The 16,124-nt window shown below is 49.3% G+C and carries 14 protein-coding genes; all 14 read left to right on the top strand.

The window, feature by feature from the left end:
* Positions 1 to 13: 13 nt before the first annotated feature.
* The 14 genes from CA600_RS15695 to CA600_RS15630 all read left to right on the top strand — a co-directional run bounded on the left by CA600_RS15695 (position 14) and on the right by CA600_RS15630 (position 16,097).
* The gene (locus CA600_RS15695) at positions 14 to 1,546 is read left to right on the top strand and encodes an ABC transporter ATP-binding protein (protein WP_094871259.1); all 1,533 of its coding nucleotides are present in this window, start codon (positions 14 to 16) and stop codon (positions 1,544 to 1,546) included.
* Positions 1,543 to 2,685, top strand: coding sequence for an ABC transporter permease (locus CA600_RS15690; RefSeq protein ID WP_094871257.1), 1,143 nt, complete (start codon positions 1,543 to 1,545; stop codon positions 2,683 to 2,685). The genes CA600_RS15695 and CA600_RS15690 overlap by 4 nt, the downstream gene beginning before the upstream one ends.
* A gap of 3 nt (positions 2,686 to 2,688) precedes the next feature.
* Positions 2,689 to 3,618, top strand: a complete 930-nt coding sequence (locus CA600_RS15685) for an ABC transporter permease (protein ID WP_094871255.1) — start codon at positions 2,689 to 2,691, stop codon at positions 3,616 to 3,618.
* Positions 3,619 to 3,674: 56 nt separating this feature from the next.
* Positions 3,675 to 4,574, top strand: a complete 900-nt coding sequence (locus tag CA600_RS15680; protein ID WP_094871253.1) for an FAD binding domain-containing protein — start codon at positions 3,675 to 3,677, stop codon at positions 4,572 to 4,574.
* A gap of 33 nt (positions 4,575 to 4,607) precedes the next feature.
* On the top strand, positions 4,608 to 6,902 hold the full coding sequence (gene pucD, locus CA600_RS15675) for a xanthine dehydrogenase subunit D (protein WP_094871251.1): 2,295 nt from the start codon (positions 4,608 to 4,610) through the stop codon (positions 6,900 to 6,902).
* Positions 6,889 to 7,443, top strand: a complete 555-nt coding sequence (locus CA600_RS15670; protein WP_094871249.1) for a (2Fe-2S)-binding protein — start codon at positions 6,889 to 6,891, stop codon at positions 7,441 to 7,443. Before pucD ends, CA600_RS15670 begins: the two co-directional genes overlap by 14 nt.
* A complete protein-coding gene (uraD, locus tag CA600_RS15665; RefSeq protein WP_094871248.1) occupies positions 7,430 to 7,951 on the top strand; it encodes a 2-oxo-4-hydroxy-4-carboxy-5-ureidoimidazoline decarboxylase in 522 nt (173 codons plus the stop codon). The genes CA600_RS15670 and uraD overlap by 14 nt, the downstream gene beginning before the upstream one ends.
* A gap of 18 nt (positions 7,952 to 7,969) precedes the next feature.
* The gene (gene pucL / locus CA600_RS15660; protein WP_094871246.1) at positions 7,970 to 8,920 is read left to right on the top strand and encodes a factor-independent urate hydroxylase; all 951 of its coding nucleotides are present in this window, start codon (positions 7,970 to 7,972) and stop codon (positions 8,918 to 8,920) included.
* Positions 8,920 to 9,324, top strand: a complete 405-nt coding sequence (uraH, locus tag CA600_RS15655) for a hydroxyisourate hydrolase (protein WP_094871244.1) — start codon at positions 8,920 to 8,922, stop codon at positions 9,322 to 9,324. The genes pucL and uraH overlap by 1 nt, the downstream gene beginning before the upstream one ends.
* 34 nt (positions 9,325 to 9,358) lie before the next feature.
* A complete protein-coding gene (locus tag CA600_RS15650) occupies positions 9,359 to 10,753 on the top strand; it encodes an allantoinase (RefSeq protein ID WP_094871242.1) in 1,395 nt (464 codons plus the stop codon).
* A complete protein-coding gene (locus CA600_RS15645) occupies positions 10,750 to 11,991 on the top strand; it encodes a Zn-dependent hydrolase (protein WP_094871240.1) in 1,242 nt (413 codons plus the stop codon). Before CA600_RS15650 ends, CA600_RS15645 begins: the two co-directional genes overlap by 4 nt.
* Positions 11,992 to 12,035: 44 nt before the next feature.
* Positions 12,036 to 13,268, top strand: a complete 1,233-nt coding sequence (locus tag CA600_RS15640) for a pyridoxal-phosphate-dependent aminotransferase family protein (RefSeq protein ID WP_094871238.1) — start codon at positions 12,036 to 12,038, stop codon at positions 13,266 to 13,268.
* Positions 13,269 to 13,505: 237 nt separating this feature from the next.
* Positions 13,506 to 15,320, top strand: a complete 1,815-nt coding sequence (locus tag CA600_RS15635) for an adenine deaminase (protein WP_373455886.1) — start codon at positions 13,506 to 13,508, stop codon at positions 15,318 to 15,320.
* A 324-nt stretch (positions 15,321 to 15,644) separates the two neighbouring features.
* Complete coding sequence (locus CA600_RS15630) at positions 15,645 to 16,097, top strand: IDEAL domain-containing protein (protein ID WP_094871236.1); 453 nt, start codon at positions 15,645 to 15,647, stop codon at positions 16,095 to 16,097.
* The last annotated feature ends 27 nt before the right edge of the window (positions 16,098 to 16,124 follow it).

The raw sequence follows: 16,124 nt of genomic DNA, 5'->3' as shown, positions 1-16,124 counted from the left end.
AGGGGCACAGGCCATGCGGGGAACTTCAGTTGAAATGCGGGGGATTGTGAAAAAATTTGGCTCGGTAACCGCCAGTGATCAAGTCGACTTTTCGGCAAATGCGGGTGAGATTCATGCGCTGCTTGGTGAGAATGGGGCAGGTAAAAGTACGGTGATGAGCATGCTGTCAGGGGTGTATAGAGCAGACGAAGGAGAAATCTTCATTCATGGGAAAGGTGCTCAGATCCGTTCTCCTAAAGATGCTGCGCAGCTAGGTGTAGGTATGGTGTTTCAGAACTTTAGGCTGGTGCAAAGCCTCACAGCAGCAGAAAATATCGTGCTTGGCGAAAAGTCGTCTTTCTGGCGCGGCCGTAAGTGGATGAAGAACAAACACAAGGAGATTGAGGCATTAGCGAAAAGGTTTGGACTGAATTTCCCGGTGGATCGCCCGATCTGGCAGTTGTCCGTGGGTGAGCAGCAGCGTGTTGAAATCGTTAAGACGCTGTATCGCGGGGCTGACATTATTATTCTGGATGAACCAACCTCTGTACTGACCCCGGGAGAGGTGGAACAGCTATTTGAAACACTGCGGGTCATGAAGCAGGCAGGAAAGACGGTCATTATGACGACTCATAAAATGAAAGAGGTTATGGCGTCCTCCGATCGGATTTCCGTCATGCGCAAAGGAAAAATGATCACCACGCTGACTACGGCAGATACAGATGAGTTAGAGCTGGCTCGTCTGATGGTGGGCAAGGAAATAACCATCACCCGTCAAGAGCGGGAAGCCTTTGAAGGGGATTCTTTATTAAAAGTGAAAGATGTGGACGTATTTGCCGATCACGGGCGAAAAGCATTGGATCACTTCTCACTGAACGTATGCAAAGGAGAGATTGTAGGCGTAGCTGGGGTAGCTGGCAATGGGCAAAAGGAACTGGCCGAAGTGTTAACAGGTCTTAGGAGCTGGAAAAGTGGTGAAATCACGTTTGATGGAAAGACGGTGAAATCGGCTTCGGTTAGAGGGGCAATTGATTCAGGAATCTCCCACGTGCCGGAGAATCGGATGAAGAGCGGTTTAGCTGGACGCCTCGGATCGGTGGATAATCTTTTGTTTAAGTCTTACCGCTCAGAGGAGCACTCCAAATTCGGTTTCCTGAAGTCTGCGAAGAACCGTTCGTGGTCAGAGGAGCTGGTCCAGCGCTTTAACGTCAAAACACCTGAGCTGGATACACCAGTTCAGCAATTGTCAGGTGGTAATCAGCAGAAGCTGCTGTTTGCACGTGAGATCAGCCATCGGCCGAAGCTGATGGTCGCTGTTCATCCGACACAAGGGCTGGATGTAGGTGCCACGGCTGGTGTTCACGACCTTCTTATGGAGCTGCGTGGTTCAGGTAGTGGCGTGCTGTTAATTTCGGAGGATTTAGATGAATTGCTTCAGTTGTCTGACCGGATTCTAGTGATCTATAACGGCTCAATTATTGGTGAGAGTACACATGAGGAAGCGAATCGAGAGAGCATCGGACTACTAATGGCTGGTATTCATAATAGAGAGGAGAGCGCCGTATGAGCCTGGAGAATGGAAGAAATACCGCAGCAGCAGTATTGGAACCCCTCCCCTCACACTCTGGAAAACGATTCTCTTTACGTTTGGAATACGATGCCAGCCGCATCCGTTCTCCTTGGTGGACTCCTATTGTATCTATTATTCTAGCGTTATTGCTGTGTGCCTTATTTATCGCAGCAAATGGGGTGAATCCGGTACTGGTCTACGAGAAAATGTTCCGTGGTGCATTTGGCACTACGTATGGCCTTACAGAAACGATGGTTAAGGCGATTCCCTTACTCCTGTGTGGGCTTGGGATTGCGGTAGCTTACCGCATTTCCGTATGGAATATTGGAGCGGAAGGTCAGCTAACTATTGGGGCTATGGCGGCCACAGCGGTCACGATTTATTTTCCTGGCTTACCTACATTCTGGTCCCTGAGCTTAATGCTGCTGTTCGGGATTGCCGCGGGTGCGCTTTGGGGACTGCTGACTGCTATTCCGCGGACGCATTTTGGAGTGAATGAGCTAATCACTTCATTAATGCTGAATTATGTTGCCCTATTGGCGCTCGATTACGTGGTATTCGGACCCTGGAAAGATCCTAAAGGATTTAATTTCCCGGGATCACCTATGTTTACTGCGGCTCAGTCGCTGCCCGTTCTCGGAAGTACAAGATTGCATATTGGATTGTTATTTGCACTTATCGCCGTTGTGATTTATTACTTCATGATTCGTTTTACCAAGTGGGGCTACGAGCTCCGTCTGATTGGGGCCAATCCTGTTGCAGCCAGATACGCCGGGATTCCTATCAAGCGCCATATTATTATCGTCATGCTGATTAGTGGGGGGCTCGCGGGTATCGCTGGAATGGCTGAGGTCTCAGGTGTTACACATAAGCTGATGCAGGGCATCTCTCCGGGATATGGGTATACCGCTATTATTGTGGTTTGGTTGGCTAAATTGAATCCACTCGGTCTAATTGTTACTTCTATTCTATTCGGTGGCCTAATTGTTGGCGGATATAGTGTTCAAACTATCGGGCTGCCCTCATCGATATCAGAAATGCTGCAGGGCTCTATCCTGTTTTTCCTGATTGCTGGTGATATGATCTATCGTTTCCGCATTCGCCGTAGCGGGGTTCAGATGAAAGGAGGACGGTAGCCGATGGACTTTACGACACAGCTATTAATCGCCGCAATATCCGCAGGGACCCCACTGCTGCTGGCTACGCTGGGAGGCATTCTAAATGAACGAGCCGGCATTATCCAGCTTGGAGCTGAAGGATTAATGCTGATGGGAGCAGTCACCACTTGTATCGTGTATATTCGCTCCGGAAACCTGCTGCTGGCTCTGCTGGCTACCGTAGCTGTAACGGCTGTGCTTGGATTGCTGCATTCTTTTCTCTGTGTGACTCTGCGGGCGAATCAAACCATGTCCGGTCTTGCGATGACCCTGTTCGGCAGTGGGTTGAGCGCTTATCTAGGCAAACCGATCAGCGGCATTCCTTTGCCGGGAACCTCCCCTAAGCTGCATCTGGCTTGGCTGGAAAATGTACCGTTCCTTGGAAAAATATTCGGCAATATGGATTACCTAACCTGGTTCAGCCTGCTGCTAGTGCTTGTTTTGCATCTACTAATTCACCGCACTTCATGGGGCCTGCATTTGCGGGCAGTCGGAGACAGTCCGGCTACCGCAGATGTGATGGGGATCCGTGTGCAGCTTATCCGCTACAGTTATGTGATCAGCGGCGCTGCCCTCATCGGTCTGGCCGGAGCGGATATGGTATTAGCTTACGCGCCAACCTGGAATGAAGGACTGACGGCCGGCCGAGGCTGGATTGCGATAGGGCTAGTGATTTTTGCCAGATGGAATCCGCTGCGTGCCTTGTTCTGCGCTTACTTTTTTGGGGCATTGGATTCGCTTGGCTTCCGTATTCAATTGCTGGGCAGTGCAGTCCCGCCCTATTTTCTCAAAATGATTCCGTACCTTTTGACCATTCTAGTCCTGATGTACCTGGGGTACCGCAACCGCAACAAACCATCCGGCACACCGGAGGCGCTCGGAGTGCCTTATATTCGGGAACAAAGGTTTTAAGGCAAGCTGCATGAGGAGGCATCAGCAATCTGGTACTCAAAAAGGAGGCGGAGTGTATGGGGGTCTTACGGGAAGAGGAAGGAAGGTTACCTGATGTAATTCAACCCCGCAGCCTGCACGAAGCTTGGGAGAGAAAGACAGCACTTGGAGAAAGTGCCCAATATGTCGCAGGAGGGACACTGCTGAGAACAGGGTGGGAAAGCGGAACGGCGCTTATGCCGAAGCAGTTGATTGATCTCAGGCAAATCCCAGATCTCGCGGATATCACTTTGACGGAGTTCCACTTATCTCTTGGCGCTCTTGTCCCGCTTTCACAGTGCCGAAGCAATGAGCTTGTGCAGGCAGTGGCTCCAGCGCTGCAAGAGGCCGCACGTTGCATAGCGGCTCCATCAGTGCGTTATCTAGCCACGCTTGGTGGCAATATCGCTTCTGGCTTCGGTGATATTCTACCCGCGTTACTGGTATATGACGCTGAGTTGATCTCCTTAGACGGTAAATTTATGACGACACTACCTTTGACAGAGTGGCTAAACAATCACTGGAGTGGGATGAAACCTGCGGCAGATCTAGTAGCTGAGCTTCGCATATCACCTGCTCGCCGAGAGAATCCATTAACAGATAGACTTGAAATTTTTCGCAAGGTTGGCCGCAGGGAAGCTTTCACTCCTTCACTTGTAACGGTAGCAATCTCAGCTTCGATCGATGAGGAACATCGTTTCCGCGAGGTTCGTATCGCAGCAGGTGGGGGCTCTGGGCGGCCGCAGCGGTTAACCAGAGCTGAAGTTATGCTTGAAGGCGCGGGGTATACAGAGGAGCTGTTGGCTTCTCTATATGAAGTGGTTGAGAACAGCTTTGAGACGTATAGTGATCCCTTTGCAACAGAACTTTACAAGAAAAAGAGTGCTGGGAATTTGGTTGTATCTGAGCTGTGGAAGGCTATGAATATACGGAGTTAAGAGGTGAATAACCCACGAAAGGAGAGAGGGAAAATGCTGCTGAATAAGGAATCCAGCGGGAGCCGCTGGCGTACACGGCCCGACGGAGAGGGCAAGGTATCCGGCAAGCTGCAGTATTTGACCGACATGAGGGCGGAAGGTATGTTGATTGGCCGCGTGCTCCGCAGTGAGCAGGCACATGCTCGTATTTTGTCCATACGCATTGAGAAGGCCATTGAAGTCCCTGGTGTACACGCTGTAATTACTCATGAGGATGTGCCCGGACTTAACGGCTTTGGCATAGCTTTGCCGCATCAACCAGTATTTTGCAGCGATCGTGTGCGTTACACTGGCGATGCGATTGCGGCAGTCGCGGCTGAGACGGACGGAATTGCGGAATACGCCTTATCTCTTATCGAAGTGGATTATGTGCTTCTACCACTGTTGGAAGATCCGGAAGAAGCCATGAAGAAAGCTGCTGTTCTTCTGCATCCCGAGGGAAACGTGCTTCATCATACGGAATACTGCAAGGGCGAACCGGGAGCGGTATTTAAGGATTGCTGCCACGTAGTGGAGGAGACCTACTACACACCTCGCCAAATGCACACCTATATGGAGACTGAGGGCGGATTGTTTATCCCCGAAGATAACGGACGGCTTACCGTGTATTCAGCTACACAACATGGGTTAATGGATCGCATGCAGCTATCCAGAATTCTGGCTATTCCTCAAGAAGATATTCGAGTCATCTCGAGTCCGATCGGCGGGTCCTTTGGAGGAAAAGACGAGCTGAATGTACAACCGTATGGTGCGCTGCTCGCCTTGCGGACACTCCGTCCGGTAAGACTGCATAATTCGAGAGCTGAATCGGTCCGTGCAGGACTTAAACGTCACCCTATGAAAATCACCATGAAAACTGGCTGCGATCACGAAGGAATCATCAAGGCGCATCAGGTCAGAATTATTTCGGATACGGGGGCTTACGCAACGCTCGGTGCGGAGGTGCTCAACTTCGCGACAGAACATGTAATGGGCCCTTACATCATCGATCATATAGAGGTGGAAGGTTTCGCTGTATATACCAATAACGGTGTGTCCGGTGAATTTCGAGGATTTGGCGGCAATCAGGCGATTTTCGCGTTGGAAGGACAAATCGATCGTTTGGCTGAGCGATTGCAGATCGATCCGTGGGAAATGCGCCACCGCAATTTGCGTAAATATGGAGATCTGGGGCCCCTGGGTCAGGAAGTTGCTCAGACCGATGGAGCCTTTCAGGTGTGGAAAGCATTGGCGGACTCGCCTCTAATGACTAAGGTATCTTCTACAGACAGCAGCTTAGGCTTTGTGGAACCATGGATCGTCACCGGAACGGGTGCTGCAATCGCTATGCATGGTGCAGGACTTGGTTATGGCATTCCGGATCCCGCGGGTGGCCGGCTGTCTCTGACGCTAGAGGGCAAGATTGAGGCGGTGTTTGGTTACGAGGAGTTTGGCCAGGGCTTAATCGCGACCATGGAACAAATGCTGATTGAACAGTTTGGCTTCGCAGCAGAGGATCTAAGTATCGTCATTGGCGATACGGACGTCGTGCCCGATAGCGGATCAAGTACAGCTTCACGTTCGACAAGCATGATGTGGATGGCCCTAAAACGGCTACGTCCAGACTTCACGGCTCGAGTGTTGCAGACAGCTGCTACGATAAAGCCGGGGCTGGATGACTATGAAATGAAGCTCGGTCCTGGCGGCATTTGGCTAAAAGACGGCGGTCTGCTTCTGACTTACAAGGACCTGGCACAGCGAATTTCAGAACCCATTGTCTGTAATACAAAGTTTACTTATCCAACCACAACTTTTAAAAGAGTGGGAGCACATTTCCTATACACCTATTCGGCTATCGCAGTGCGCGTGGAAGTTAATCTGCTTACAGGACGTGTCCGTGTGTTGGACCAATATCATGCGGTAGCTGCGGGGCCGGTGGCTAATCCGCAAGGGTATCTCGGGCAGATCGAAGGTGGCAGTAGTATGGCGGTGGGCTTCACCTTGTCAGAGGATGCTGTAATGTCAGGCGGTAGCTATGTCACCAAAAATCTAGACACTTATTTGGTGCCGACCATTGCCGACATGAACGGAAGCATTCAGGTGCAGCCGATAGAGGATTTGCCAGATCATGATACGTATGGTCCTCGCGGCATTGGAGAGGTGGGTTCCGTCAATTTAGCTCCGGCAGTCGCATCAGCCATATTTCAGGCAGTAGGGAAACGGGTAACTAAGCTGCCCATTGATCCCGAATGGCTGCAATCTACGCCGTTTATTCCACAAAAGGCGGTGAATATCCATGCCGAGCTATAATCCCATTTCAAATCTAAATGAAGAGGACCCTAACCCCGCATCGTCTGAGGAAGCTTTTACAGAAGAGAGGTTCACCTTCAAATGCAGCCTCAATGGCAAAGCAATATCCACCGTGATTCCTCCTTCCCGTAGGCTCTTAAATGTTATACGTGAAGATTTGGAGCTGACCGGAACGAAGCGCTCTTGCGAGATTGGCCGTTGCGGAGCCTGTATGGTGCTGGTCGATGGACATCCGGTGAATTCATGTCTGATGATGGCCTATCAATGCTCAGGTGCCGAAATTACAACAATTGAGGGTCTTAGTGAGGCGGGGCTGCATCCCGTTCAGCGTGCTTTTTTAGAAGAAGGCGGGTTCCAATGCGGTTATTGTACGCCAGGGATGGTCATCTCGGTGGTTGCCCTGCTGGATGAGAATCCGCATCCTACTCAGGCTGAAGTAGAGGAAGCTTTATCGGGTAACATTTGTCGCTGTACAGGATACGGAGGCATTTTGCGAGCTGTCAATAAAGCTATAGGAGGTGGAGTGGATGGTCGTTTCTGAATACAGGTATACGCTGGAAGAGATAAATGCCATGAGGATAACGGATTTTGTGAAGCATCTGGGCGGCATTTTTGAACATTCACCGTGGGTAGCAGAGGAGGTTTATAAGCAGATCCCGTTCCATTCTATAGAGCATTTGCATAGTACCATGATGCAAACCGTTCTGAGTGCTGATCGTAGCCGAATGGAGGGACTATTAAAAGCTCACCCAGATTTGGCGACTAGGCTTCAGGTTACACCTTTGTCAGCATCAGAGCAGCAGGGAGCCGGACTAGATCGGCTAACAAGGGAAGAGTTTGATCTTTTGAATGATCTGAATAGAAAATATACAGAAAAATTTCAGTTCCCTTTTATTCTAGCTGTACGTGGTAAGAACAAAGATGCCATCATTAATGCCATGGAAGCACGGGTAGAACGTTCACCACAGGAGGAATGGGTGCAGGCTTTTTCTGAGATCGGCCTTATTACGAAATTCCGCCTAAGTGATTTAATCATTCATTCATCATAATCGGGGAGGGCGTCAGCCATGCTGGAACCAATGAACGGACGTACTATGTTTTATGGAAAAAGCGATGTTCTAACCTATCGTACCTATGCCAAACCGCTGGCCGTTACCCCTGTTCCCGAATCTTCCTTTACGGGCTGCGACAACATTATATTCGCGCATAATATTACATTTGCCGTTACGGGTGAAGCCTTTCTTCCTTCATTTTCAGAGGGGGATAATTCAATGGTCGTAGCTACTGATTCTATGAGAAATTTCATTCTCCGCAATACCGCTGACTACACGGGCAGCACAACGGAAGGATTACTGCAGCTTCTGAGCAGCCGTTTTATCGATAGATACAGTCATGTCACCGCGGTTTCGGTTTCCGCAGACCGGTTACCTTTTGAACAGGTAATGGTGCCCGGGGGTGAGGGGCTTAGGCAGAGTCATTTAGTGCTGAGGCACTCCAATAATGAATCCTATTCGGCTTCGCTGACAGTAAAGCGTGGGGAAAGTGGGACTGAGGTTGTTGCTCATGAATGCCAGTTGAAGGATCTACAGCTGATAAAAGTGAGCGGAAGCTCGTTTTATGGATTTGTCCGAGATGAATATACGACATTGCCAGAAAGCTTTGACCGTCCGCTTTATATTTTTCTGAATATTAACTGGACCTACATTAATGTGGAGCACGCTTTGGATGGAGATCAGGGTCAATATGTGGCTGCGGAGCAGATTCGTGATATCGCCCATAGTGCTTTTCATGAGCTCAACAGTCCATCAATCCAATCGTTGATTTATCAAATTGGACTGCGCGTGTTGTCCCGTTTTCCACAGCTGGCTACCGTTTCATTTGAGTCCAATAACCGGACTTGGGAAACCATTGTTGAGCCTGAAGAAACTAAAGGTGGGGTCTTCACCGAACCTCGTCCACCCTATGGTTTTCAGGGCTTTTCTGTCAGCCGTGCAGATCTGGCCGGAGAGACAGCGTAATGAGCGGGCGGCTTACCACCCATGTGCTGGATCTGTCGCGGGGCATTCCTGCTGCAGGACTGACGCTTCAGCTCTGGAAGCTTACGGATGGGATGAGCAAGCTTCTGTGTGAAAAAGTCACGAACAGTGACGGGAGGCTGGATGCTCCGCTGCTGGAGGGAACCGAGATGGAGGCTGGTTGTTACGAGCTGCTGTTTATGGTCGGCGATTACTATCGTAGAGCCAATGCCAAAGTGTCAGCAGCTGGCATAGAAGTAACAGAAAGCTCAGTAGACACTCAACGTGAGATGTCTTTTTTTCTAGAACAGATACCTATTCGATTTCATATAGAGAGCTCCATGCAGCACTACCATGTACCTTTGTTAGTAGCTCCTGGTGGATACAGTACGTATCGGGGAAGTTAGGAGAAATTTAACGACCAGTGGAGGTTGGCAGCTCATGAAGGAATCCTACGAACTTGTGATTAAGAACGGGAATGTAGTGCTGCCCGATCAGGTGCTTAAGCTGGATATTGCTGTATCAGAGGGACGGATCGTCGCATTAGGTGAGGAGCTTTCGACTGGACCGCTGACCCATGTCATCGACGCAGATAGGCTCTATGTCCTCCCCGGTATGATTGATATGCATGTGCACTTTAATGAGCCTGCGCTGGGACATTGGGAAGGCTTTGGCAGCGGTTCTGCCGCTTTGGCAGCTGGCGGCTGCACAACCTATGCAGATATGCCGCTTAACGGCAATCCACCTACGGTGAACGAGATGGCACTCCATCAAAAAGTGAAGGCGGCGGCGGGTAATTCCGCGGTTGATTATGTGCTGTGGGGTGGTCTCGTTCCGGGAAATCTGGATGATTTGGAAGCATTGGCAGCTGCCGGGGTCACTGGCTTCAAAGCTTTTCTCTCTAATCCCGGAGGGGAGGGTGAAGGCAGATTCCGTGAAGTGGATGAGGATACGCTCTATCAAGGAATGCAGCGAATTGCTGCTTTGGGCGGGATTCTTGCCCTTCATGCCGAGAGCGAGGCGATCACGGCAGTGCTGACCGCTGATGCCGTGCGAAATGGGAGAAGCAGTGCGCGTGATTTTGCGGCTTGCCGCCCTGCTGAAGCGGAGCTGGAGTCAGTGTCCAGGGCACTGTTGTACAGTGAACGTACTGGATGTCGGGTGCATTTTGTCCATATCAGCACTGCAGCCGCCATAGAGAAAATCTATGAAGCCAAGGTTCGAGGACTGGACGTTTCGGCTGAAACCTGTCCACATTATTTGGTGCTCACAGAAAGGGATATGGAGGAGCTAGGACCTGTGGCGAAATGTGCCCCTCCATTGCGAAGTGTACTGGAGCAGGAGAAGTTATGGGAAATGCTCGCCCAGGGCAAAATCGACTTAATCGCTTCAGATCATTCACCCTGTCCGACGGACTTGAAGATGAACCCGGAGTTGTCTTTTTTTGAGGCTTGGGGTGGAATCTCAGGTGCCCAAAGCAGCTTAGAGCTTATGTTCCATGAAGGTGTAAATGTCCGGGGATTGCCAATTACATTAATCTCTCGCCTGCTCGCCGGGCATCCCGCAAAACGCTTTGGGATGGAGCATCTTAAAGGCACTATCGCGCTAGGACTGGATGCCGACTTCGTACTGCTGAATCCAAACACAACCTATACGCTGGCTGCTGAAGATTTGTTATACCGTCACAAGCATAGTCCTTACATCGGAAGAACTCTATCCTGCAAGGTAGCTGCTACGATAAGCCGTGGCCGGGTGGTCTATACCTCTGAAGAAGGCGTACTTGCTGAGGAAGGTGGACAGTGGCTGCAGATTAGGAAGGAGCAGTACAGCCTATGAATGATTCCAGAGTGCAAGCATCGCCCGAGAAGCTGCTCAAGCTCCTGGAGGAGCTGGCGGCATATACCGCACCTGGGCCGGGAGTTACTAGATTGCTATACACGGAGGAATGGGGGCGGGCGCAGATCTTTTTGCAGCAAAAAATGGCTGAGTGTGGTTTAAAGGTTACCACCGATAAGGTGGGCAATGTTTATGGGCGCCTGTGTGGACGCAGTCCGGAGCAAAAGGTCATATTAACCGGATCACATATCGATACCGTGGTCAATGGCGGCAAATATGATGGAGCTTATGGGATCGCCGCAGCCATGCTTGCGCTTCAAGATTTGCAGATGAATTATGGTCAGCCGAAGCGTACGCTTGAGGTCGTATCTTTTTGTGAAGAAGAGGGTAGCCGATTTCCCCTTGCTTATTGGGGATCAGGTCATGTCACGGAAAGATATGACGGAAGCGAGGCAGAGACCTGTATGGATGCAGATGGAGTAACGTTACAGGCAGCAATGGCGGAATCTAGCTTTTTGCAAGGTGTAACAGATGAGACTGGAGCCAGAAATAATATTGGCGCTTTTGTAGAGCTGCACATTGAGCAGGGAATTATTCTGGAGAAAACAGATACGCTGATAGGCGTAGTTCTGGGGATTGTTGGACAGAGACGTTACACGGTTAAGGTTAGTGGTGTGGCTAATCATGCGGGAACAACGCCGATGTTGATGCGGCACGATGCACTGACTAGTGCGGTAGAAATGCTGTATGTACTAGAAGGTGCTGCTATAGCGGCAGGTGATCCGCTCGTAGCAACCTCAGGCAAGCTTGAGGTGTATCCGAATACGCCAAATGTGATTCCGGGTGAGGTTCTTTTTAACTTAGATATCCGCCACAGTGAAGAGGATGAACTAGAGTGTTTCTGTGAGTGGCTTTTTTCGCAATATCATGAAATCGTCGCAAAACGTGGAGTAACCTTGGAGGTTACGCCTGTGCTTCATACACTCCCTACACCTATGGATACTAAGCTCTCTACAGCGCTGGAGAATATCTGCCTGGAACAGGGCAAAACCTACCGCAGGATGGTCAGTGGAGCAGGACATGATGCCCAGCTCTTTGCGCCGCGTTGCCCCACTGCGATGATTTTTGTACCAAGCCGTGCTGGGATCAGCCATTCACCGGAAGAGTATACCTCTCCTGAACAGCTCGCTGCTGGGCTTGAGGTGCTGACTGCCATGTTATACGAGTTAGCTTATTAAAAAGAGTTCGCCGAAGGCGTTGATGCTTGAAGGGAGAGATCATCATGAAGCGTTACGAAGATTTGTCGCCGTCCCTGCGCTGCATTATGACTCCGGGTCCGGTGGAGGTGGATCCACGTGTGCTGCGGGCGATGTCTTTTCCCGTGCTGGGGCAGTTTGATCCCGAGTTCACCCATATGATGAATGAAACGATGGAGATGCTGCGGGAGCTGTTCGCTACCCGAAATACATGGGCTTACCCGATAGATGGGACCTCTCGCGCTGGTATTGAAGCGGTGATGGTCAGTTTGATTCTGCCGGGGGAACGTGTGCTGATTCCGATCTTTGGACGTTTTGGACATTTGTTGCATGAGATTGCTGAACGTTGTGCAGCTGAGGTATTCGTTTTGGAAAAACCATGGGGAAGTGTGTTTGAACCAGATGAAGTGATAGCGGCTATGGAGACCTTTAAGCCGAATGTGGTGGCGATGGTGCATGGTGAGACCTCTACAGGACGGGTGCAGCCACTCGCGGAGATTGGCAGAGCCTGCCGCCGAATGGATGCTCTATTCATAGTGGATGCAGTTGCAACTCTTGGGGGCATTCCTGTTGAAACGGATGCTTGGATGCTTGATGCGGTCGTGGGCGGCACACAGAAGTGCCTGTCCGTCCCCTCTGGAATGGCACCGATAACGTATAATGACCGCGCTGAAGCTAAGCTCATCACCCGGAAGCGAGTAGAACGTGGGATTAGAACCAGTGATGTCCAGGCTGGTGAGCGGTCTTTTGTCCGCAGCAACTATTTCGATCTAGGCATGCTTCAGGATTATTGGAGCCCGCAACGTCTTAATCATCATACAGAGATGACCTCTATGCTCTATGCACTACGGGAAGGCTTGCGACTTGCGCTAGAAGAAGGATTGGATGCCAGATTCGCCAGACATCAGCTCCATGAAAAAGCACTTATAGCTGGTTTAGCAGCGATAGGGCTTGAACTTTACGGGGAGCCTTCTTGCAAACTTACCGTTGTAACCTGTGTGCTGATTCCTGAGGGCATAGAGGGGGAATCTGTACGCACGCTGCTGCTGGAGCGGTTCGGCATTGAAATTGCCAGCTCCTTTGGACCTCTGAAAGGAAAAATCTGGCGCATTGGCACGATGGGCTTTAGCTGCCGTACAAATAATGTGCTGCGTTTGCTGGGAGCTTTGGAAGCAGCGTTGCTGCGACATGGATTTGGAGTGGCTTGCGGTCTTGGTGTTCAGGCGGCACTTGACGTATATGAGGAAAACGTAAGATAATCGTTGGAATAGATGCTGGCGGGTGAGTTCATACCAGGGGCATGTCCGGATTGTTGGACAATCTTTGGATTAAGAAAACGGCTATCATCTACAGGGATGACGGAGCCGTTTTTTCGTACAATATCAGATTTGCCAACTATGATAACAACACAGCCGATGCTTAAGCAATCCTCTATTATTATGAATCTATTCACTACATCAAGAACGCACATGGATACTAACGGGGGAGAGATGAAAATGACAGCTTTTACAAGAAAGCCTTTAGCAGATTGTGTACCTGAGCTTGTGGCTACGGCCAGAGGAGATAAACCGGCAACACTAGTAATTACAGGTGGGAAGCTGGTCAATGTATGCTCTGGTGAAATTTTAGAAGGAATGTCTGTTGGTGTGCAAGGTGGACGTATCGCTTATGTTGGTAAAGATGTGACACATATGATTGGTGAAGGAACTCAGGTCATTGAGGCGAATGGTAAGTATATAGCTCCGGGACTACTCGATGGCCATTGTCATATTGAGAGCACCCAGCTTACCGTTACAGAATTCTCACGCGCGGTTCTGCCGCTGGGCACAACAGGCGGTTTCTTTGATGCTCATGAGATTGCTAATGTATTCGGGCTGAAAGGGATTCAATTAATGCTCGATGAGATGCGGGGAACACCGTTAGCGGCTTACATGCAGGTAGCTTCTTGTGTGCCTGCGGCAGGTGCGGAATTCGAGACAACGGGAGCTTCTATTGGACCAGAAGAAGTGGCAGAAGCCTTTACTTGGGGACCTGACGTGATTGCGCTGGGTGAAGTGATGAATTTTCCTGGCGTTGTTTATGGCGATGAGAAAATGCTTGGAGAAATTCAAGCTACGCTGCGGGCAGGCAGATTTGTAGACGGTCATTTCACATGGCCTTCCAGCGACTGGAGACTGCCCGTGTATGCGGCGGCAGGTGTGACTGGCGATCATGAGTGTGTGACGGCAGACGATGTGATTGAGCGCGTTCGACTGGGGATGTATGCCAAAATGCGCCGTGGCTCCGCTTGGCATGATGTGGCTAAAACAATTACAGCCCATACAGAACACGGCATTGATACACGCCGAATGATGCTGGTAACGGATGATCGTAGTTCTGAATCCTTACGAGATGAGGGGCATATGAATTTCGTTCTGCGTGATGCTATTGCTCAAGGTGTTAAGCCCATAACAGCTATCCAAATGGCTACCATTAATACTGCTGAACGCTTTGGTTTAGCGCGGGATATCGGTTCTATTACTCCGGGTTCTTTTGCAGATATCATTCTTCTGGACGGGAATTTGGCAGATGTTAATGTAGTGCTGACGATTGCCGCAGGTGCAGTAGTTGCTGAGAACGGAGTAATGACGGCAGAGCTTGCTGAATTCACCTATCCGGAGGAAGTGTTGGCTTCGGTTCATTTGCCACAGCGTCCTACTTCAGAAGATTTCATCATTGCTGCTCCAATTCAAACAGGTGAACTTACTACAAGAGTTATTAAGGTAAGAGAAAATCATGTGGAGACTATTGAGCGCATGGTTTCGATACCTGTAGTGGAGGGGCAACTGGATGTAAATGCTATAGAAGGTTTGTGCAAAATCGCAGTGCTTGAACGTCATAAAGGTACAGGCAATAAATCAGTGGCCGTTGTAGAGGGCATTGGATTTAAAGAGCCGGCTGCCATTGCGATGACGGTTGCTCATGATAGTCATAATGTACTCGTCATCGGCAATGATGATGAGTTAATGGCTAAAGCTGCAAATGCGGTGGCGGATGCCCAGGGTGGTGTTTGCATGATCACATCCAGTGGAGAGACATTATTTCCTCTGGCTATTGCAGGTCTAATGTCCACGGAACCCTTCGAAATTGCTGCTGCAAAATCAGCTGCGATCAGCAAAGCGCTATATGATGCTGGCTGTACTTTGAACTACGCATTTATGACTTTATCGCTGCTTGCATTGGCGGTTATCCCGACATTGCGAATTACAGATAAAGGACTGGTTCGGATTTCACCGGAAGACGGAATACAGCTAGTGCCGCTGTTTGTTTAAGCAGAGTTAACTAAATAACAAGTAGGCAAAAGACTGTTTAGAGGTCGTTTATGACCAATCTGAACAGTTTTTTTGTTATGAAAATAATGAGATTTAAGTTTTTTTAGTATACATATTAAACAGATGGACAAAGATTGAAACATTTTTTTGTGGAATTAATGAAAAAATATTAACAAAGCGTAGTCAGTTGACGATAATAATGTTAAATTAGATAAAAATTAAAGTGAATGGATAGAGTTAATTTTACATGATTGGCATATAACGAAATTAAAGATATCATTAGATTTCAGATAGCCCAACTAAGAGGGACGAGGTGCATGAGAGATGATCAGACTAGAAACGCAAGACATTCAAAATATTAGCATGAAGCAAATGGCTAGTATTTTTAAAATGAAGCCGCTTGAGCTGAGATTTGTCACCGATTTTCAGGGTGAGAAATATCTCTTAACCAATGATAAGCTACACCTCAGCAACCAGCAGTATTGGGCAAAGGTTATGGAATGTGTCTTTGAGGATCATGTTAGACCTGTGCTAATGTGTGAGGTGTTATATTTCCTGCGTAATGAATTTCTGGAAAGTGATATTAAGATTTGCTTCTCTTATAATTATGCAGAGGATGGGAACGGAGAAGCTACGGCAATGGCTGAAGTCTCGTTTAATGACTCTGCTGATTTAGAGCCGAGTGAGATCGCCGAGCTGATCGACTTTGCATTGACCTTACAGGACAAGCAATGGTTCCATGAACTGACTACTAAATATAAGCAGCTTACAGCTTAAGGATCTTTTTAATTCTTAGATCTTATG

It is taken from the genome of Paenibacillus sp. VTT E-133280, from assembly GCF_002264385.1.
Lineage (GTDB): Bacteria > Bacillota > Bacilli > Paenibacillales > Paenibacillaceae > Paenibacillus_AQ > Paenibacillus_AQ nitricinens.
This window is presented reverse-complemented; position numbering and strand designations above follow the sequence as displayed.

Coding starts and splice junctions, on each gene's coding strand:
- uraD (WP_094871248.1), top strand. CDS start 7,430: ATGGTCGTTTCTGAATACAGGTATACGCTGGAAGAGATAAATGCCATG.
- pucD (WP_094871251.1), top strand. CDS start 4,608: ATGCTGCTGAATAAGGAATCCAGCGGGAGCCGCTGGCGTACACGGCCC.
- CA600_RS15685 (WP_094871255.1), top strand. CDS start 2,689: ATGGACTTTACGACACAGCTATTAATCGCCGCAATATCCGCAGGGACC.
- CA600_RS15640 (WP_094871238.1), top strand. CDS start 12,036: ATGAAGCGTTACGAAGATTTGTCGCCGTCCCTGCGCTGCATTATGACT.
- CA600_RS15635 (WP_373455886.1), top strand. CDS start 13,506: ATGACAGCTTTTACAAGAAAGCCTTTAGCAGATTGTGTACCTGAGCTT.
- CA600_RS15690 (WP_094871257.1), top strand. CDS start 1,543: ATGAGCCTGGAGAATGGAAGAAATACCGCAGCAGCAGTATTGGAACCC.
- pucL (WP_094871246.1), top strand. CDS start 7,970: ATGCTGGAACCAATGAACGGACGTACTATGTTTTATGGAAAAAGCGAT.
- uraH (WP_094871244.1), top strand. CDS start 8,920: ATGAGCGGGCGGCTTACCACCCATGTGCTGGATCTGTCGCGGGGCATT.
- CA600_RS15650 (WP_094871242.1), top strand. CDS start 9,359: ATGAAGGAATCCTACGAACTTGTGATTAAGAACGGGAATGTAGTGCTG.
- CA600_RS15645 (WP_094871240.1), top strand. CDS start 10,750: ATGAATGATTCCAGAGTGCAAGCATCGCCCGAGAAGCTGCTCAAGCTC.
- CA600_RS15695 (WP_094871259.1), top strand. CDS start 14: ATGCGGGGAACTTCAGTTGAAATGCGGGGGATTGTGAAAAAATTTGGC.
- CA600_RS15630 (WP_094871236.1), top strand. CDS start 15,645: ATGATCAGACTAGAAACGCAAGACATTCAAAATATTAGCATGAAGCAA.
- CA600_RS15680 (WP_094871253.1), top strand. CDS start 3,675: ATGGGGGTCTTACGGGAAGAGGAAGGAAGGTTACCTGATGTAATTCAA.
- CA600_RS15670 (WP_094871249.1), top strand. CDS start 6,889: ATGCCGAGCTATAATCCCATTTCAAATCTAAATGAAGAGGACCCTAAC.